Annotated in this window: 4 protein-coding genes; all 4 read left to right on the forward strand. The window is 66.7% G+C overall.

Annotated features, from left to right (window positions below; genetic code table 11):
* On the forward strand, positions 1–1,272 hold a 1,272-nt coding region (locus ACWGH4_RS32145), incomplete at its 5' end, for a Helicase associated domain protein (protein ID WP_453467086.1).
* A 246-nt stretch (positions 1,273–1,518) separates the two neighbouring features.
* Positions 1,519–1,845, forward strand: a complete 327-nt coding sequence (locus ACWGH4_RS32150) for a resolvase (protein ID WP_453467088.1) — start codon at positions 1,519–1,521, stop codon at positions 1,843–1,845.
* Positions 1,846–2,105: 260 nt separating this feature from the next.
* A complete protein-coding gene (locus ACWGH4_RS32155) occupies positions 2,106–3,059 on the forward strand; it encodes a DMT family transporter (protein ID WP_453467090.1) in 954 nt (317 codons plus the stop codon).
* Positions 3,060–3,813: 754 nt separating this feature from the next.
* Complete coding sequence (locus ACWGH4_RS32160) at positions 3,814–4,242, forward strand: subtilase-type protease inhibitor (protein ID WP_453467092.1); 429 nt, start codon at positions 3,814–3,816, stop codon at positions 4,240–4,242.
* Positions 4,243–4,284: the final 42 nt, after the last annotated feature.

Here is a 4,284-nt window from a genome sequence, read left to right on the forward strand (position 1 = left end):
GCCGTGGACTCCGTGGCCCTGCTGGATCCCAAGGGGGCCCCGCACGACATCGTCCAGGCCATCGGGCGCGCTTTGCGGCAGAAGCCGGGAGAGGGCAAGCTCGCGTCTTTGATCGTGCCGGTTTTTCTTCAGCCCGGGGAAAAGCCGGAGGATATGTTCACGTCGGGGTCGTATCGGCCTTTGGTGAAGGTATTGGAAGGTCTGCGTGCTCATGATGAAGAGGCGATCGAGTTGCTGGCGATTCCGCAGGAGCCGCAGAAGGACGTGGCGCAGTCGTCCGTGAGCATCGGCCCGCCGCCCGAGGAAGGCGAGGAAGAATCCCGTCTGTTGCTCCGTTTTGCCGCCCCTCGTGATCCGGTGATGGTCGCGGACTGGGTTTCCTTCAACGTGATCGACACCGAACGCCAGGACTGGGCGCGCGGCTGGGCGGCGCTCAAGAAGTTCACCGAGCGTGAGCATCATGCCCGAGTGCCATATGGGCACAAAGAGGGTGCGACACCGCTTGGGCAGTGGGTCGCAGAACAGCGAAGGGCCTACGGAGCCGGGCAGATGACCGGCCAGCGCGCGGCGCGGCTGGAGAAGCTGGGCATGGTCTGGAACCTCGCGGACGAACGCTTCCAGGAGAATCTGGAAGCCGCCAAGGCGTACTACGACCAGCATTGGACCCTGTGCGCACCCCGGTCCGCAACGATGCTCGACCGGCCGGTCGGGCAGTGGCTGTCCAACCTCCGGCGGGCCGGTGCGCTGGATGGGCACCCCGAGTGGAAGACCGCGCTGGAGGCCGTGGACGAGGACTGGAACCCGCAGTGGCCGGCGGACTGGCAACGCCACTACGCCGCCCTGCGCGAGCTCGTACGCGACGAAGAGGGCCCGGCCGACGTCCTGCCCGGCGTCACCGTGCACGGCATGGACGTCGGGAAATGGCTGGCCAAGCAGCGCACCCTCTCCGTCTGGCAGGCATTGACGGACGGGCAGCGCGAGCGCCTCAAGCAGCTCGGCATCATCCCGTTGGCCCCCGAGCCGGAAGAAGCGCCCGCGAAGCCCTCTACAACGCCTGTAAGCGCCTTCGAGCGGGGGGTTGCGGCCCTGGCGCAGTACAAGGCCCGCGAGGGCTCTGTGCGGGTCCCCAGGGCTCACGTAGAACGATTGGACGGTGGCACCGAAGTCAAGCTCGGGGTGTTCCTCAGCAACAGCAAGAGCCGCCGCGCCAAGCTGAGTACCGACAAGCTCCAAGCCCTGGCCAACCTCGGACTCGAATGGGCGCAGAGGTGACGTCGCGTGCGGGATAGGCCGCACGGGGGAACGAGGGGCCCGACTACGGTCTATGTGCCCGTCCCGGGCCCGTGGAGGAGCAGCTCCCGTGCCGCTCCAGACCGCCCGCCCTGAACTCCCAGGCGGCCGCAGAGGGTGCTGCCTGGTCAATCCCGGAGTTCTAGTGCTGCTGGGAGCCGGCTTCCCCGGATGCGCCAACGCCCTTGTGGGGGTCGTCCCTCCTCGGCCCCTCACGCGGCTCCCAACTTGGCCGGGGCCAGCCGTAGCGCGATCCGCACGGCCGTCGCCGACCTCATCCTCGACCACACCGCCATCGAGGACGTCCCGGTGCCGGATCTGCCGGTCACCCTCGACATGCCAGGCAAGGTCGCCGACTTCCTCCACACCGCCGAGCTGAAGCCCGCCGAGCAGGCCGCGCTCGACGAGGGGACCGTGCGGCGCGGCCAGGGTTACACCCTGCGTGTCATCGCCGTCCCTGCCATGCACTGCGGGCTCCTCGCCCGCTGCCGGCTCCTTGACGGAGGTCAGGGCGTCCCGGCGGTTCCGGCACAGCGCAAGACCCGCCGCGAGTAGGAGAACCGGGTCAGCGCAGACGCACCCCCGGACCATGATCGTGCTCACCGATAACCGTTGTACCGATGTTCCTCGAGGCCGGAGAGCCCCCCGCCGTCCCTCCAGCGTTCTGGAGCGTGGGTGATGCCCGGCCACGGCCCGACCTGTCCCGCCTGGACAAGCTGCGCATCGTCGAGGAGTACCAGGCACATCAGCTCGTGCATGGCGCCATTTCCTGACGCGCCACAGCACTTCAATCGCGCGCTCGTGGCTGTCGGTGGGTGAAGCTGGATCAGATGGAGCAAAATCAGCGGTCCGCGTCTTGGCCGTCGATCCTCTTGTCGCCGTGGTCCATGGGGATCGGGGCCCTCGGCGTCTCCACATCGGCGATCCTGATCGGCCTCTCCGGCGCGTCGCCGGGAACAGCGTCGTTCTACCGGTGTGCCCTGGCCGCGCTGCTGCTCATGCCCTTGGTGATCTTCGAATGGCGTCGCGAGGGTCCGCCGACAAACCGTCAACGACTGTACGCATCGGCGGCCGGCCTGCTGTTCGCGGGTGACGCGCTGTGGTGGACCCAAGCCATCGGCGAGGTGGGTGCGGGCCTGTCGACCGTGCTGGTCAATGCCCAGGTGGTGATCGTCCCGCTGCTCGCGCTGATGGTGGACCGGGAGCCGATCAGTCGGCGTTTTCTGGCGCTCCTTCCCGTCATGGTCTTCGGTATCGTGCTCACCGGGGGCGTCCTCGAACGGAAAGCCGCTGGTACCGACCCGGTCGCAGGGACAATCCATGCTCTCCTGGCGGCCGCGTGCTACTCGGGCTTCCTGTTCCTGCTGCGGCGGGGTGGAAGCCAGGGTCGCATCGTGCAGTCGTACCAATACGTGGTGGCGAGTGCGGCTGCGGTTTCACTTGGCGCGGGTTACCTCTGGGAGGGCATGACCTTGACGCCGGGCTGGGCGCAGTTCGGCTGGCTGCTTCTGGTTGCCTTCGGTGGCCAGGTCGCAGGGTGGTTGCTCGTCGCTCTCGCTTCGCCACACATGGCCAGTGAAGTAGGAGCGGCCCTGCTCCTGTTGACGCCGGTCGGTGCGCTGGCTCTCGGTGCACTGGTACTCGATGAACACCCTTCGCCGCTTCAGCTCAGTGGCTGTGCACTGATCCTGGCCGGCGCGTACCTCATCTCGCACGGGGCCAAGCGCGACGAAAGCGATCGCTCAGGTGTTGCGCGACGTTCTCTTTGAAACAGGCATCCGTCGGTCTCGTCGGGCACGCGCGGCGATGTAGGGAACGGCTCGGCCTGTGCCGGCCAGTTTTGTGATCTTGTCGTCGTCGCGTTAGTTCCTGATAGCAGGCTTGGACGAGCAGCGCGTTGATGTTGAGAATGGGCAGCACCATCGGGTGGATTGCACGGCTTGAGCTGGGAAGCGGTCGAGGTGCTGCAGGGGTGGGGTCGAGCTACATCCGGCAACTCTGGCCCTTGAGGCTGACATCCACTCAGGAATTCTGTGTCCAGTGTGACGACATGCTCCGCATGCAACTCGTAACTGCTCGTCAGGCCCATGACGCTGAAGCGGAAGCGGAAGACCTCGAAGCGTGGAGCCAGTACTCGCTGCAGGGGCCTGGGGCCTGGGGCCTGGGGCAGACGTGTCTCCGGCAGCCGTCGCACGCAAGGGGCGGGGCAGCGTGACGCAACCGCCACGTCCAGAGGAATTTGTGTGCCGCTTCAATCACCTTTCTGTCGTATCAGACGGAGAGCTGGCATATCGGTCGAGAAGTCACGGCTCGTTCCTGTTCCTGAGGCGACCGGTTCGGTGAGGGCTCTTGCTGACGAACTGGCGCTAAACGTACTGCCGATGAAACCCCCGTCCCCGGTCATGGCCCCTTTCGGTCAATTGCCCCCCGTCGCCGATGTCCGAGGTGACGGGCATCGATGTGATGTTCTCCCGACGCCTGAGCAACGCTGCAGGTTCCGTAGTCGAGAAGAAGGAGACTCCGATGCGTCGATCAGCAGCCACGATCGCCTGCATGGCGGGGACAGCCGTCGGCCTCGTCACTCTGACCGCCGGCCCTGCCGCGGCGAGTGAGCCCCACAGCCTGTACTCGCCGTCCGCAGTCGTGCTGACGGTTGGTCAGGGCGAGAGCGCGGCGGCAGCGACCGTCGAGCGGGCCGTCACCCTCACCTGCAAGCCGACCGCCGGCGGAACCCACCCGGACGCAAGGGCCGCATGCGCGGACCTGGAACGCGCCCACGGTCAGCCTGCGCTCACGCTGAACGACGGCTCGGGGCGCGTCTGTCCGAAGATCTACGCTCCCGTGACCGTCACAGCTGACGGCGTGTGGGAGGGTCGCCGAGTCTCGTACGAGCAGACGTTCGCCAACAGCTGTGTGGCGCAGTCCCGAGCCAGCCACCTGTTCGACTTCTGACCCAGGCGGCGACAGCACTTCAACAGACGAGGACGGTGGTCC

The organism is Streptomyces sp. NPDC054847, assembly GCF_053610925.1.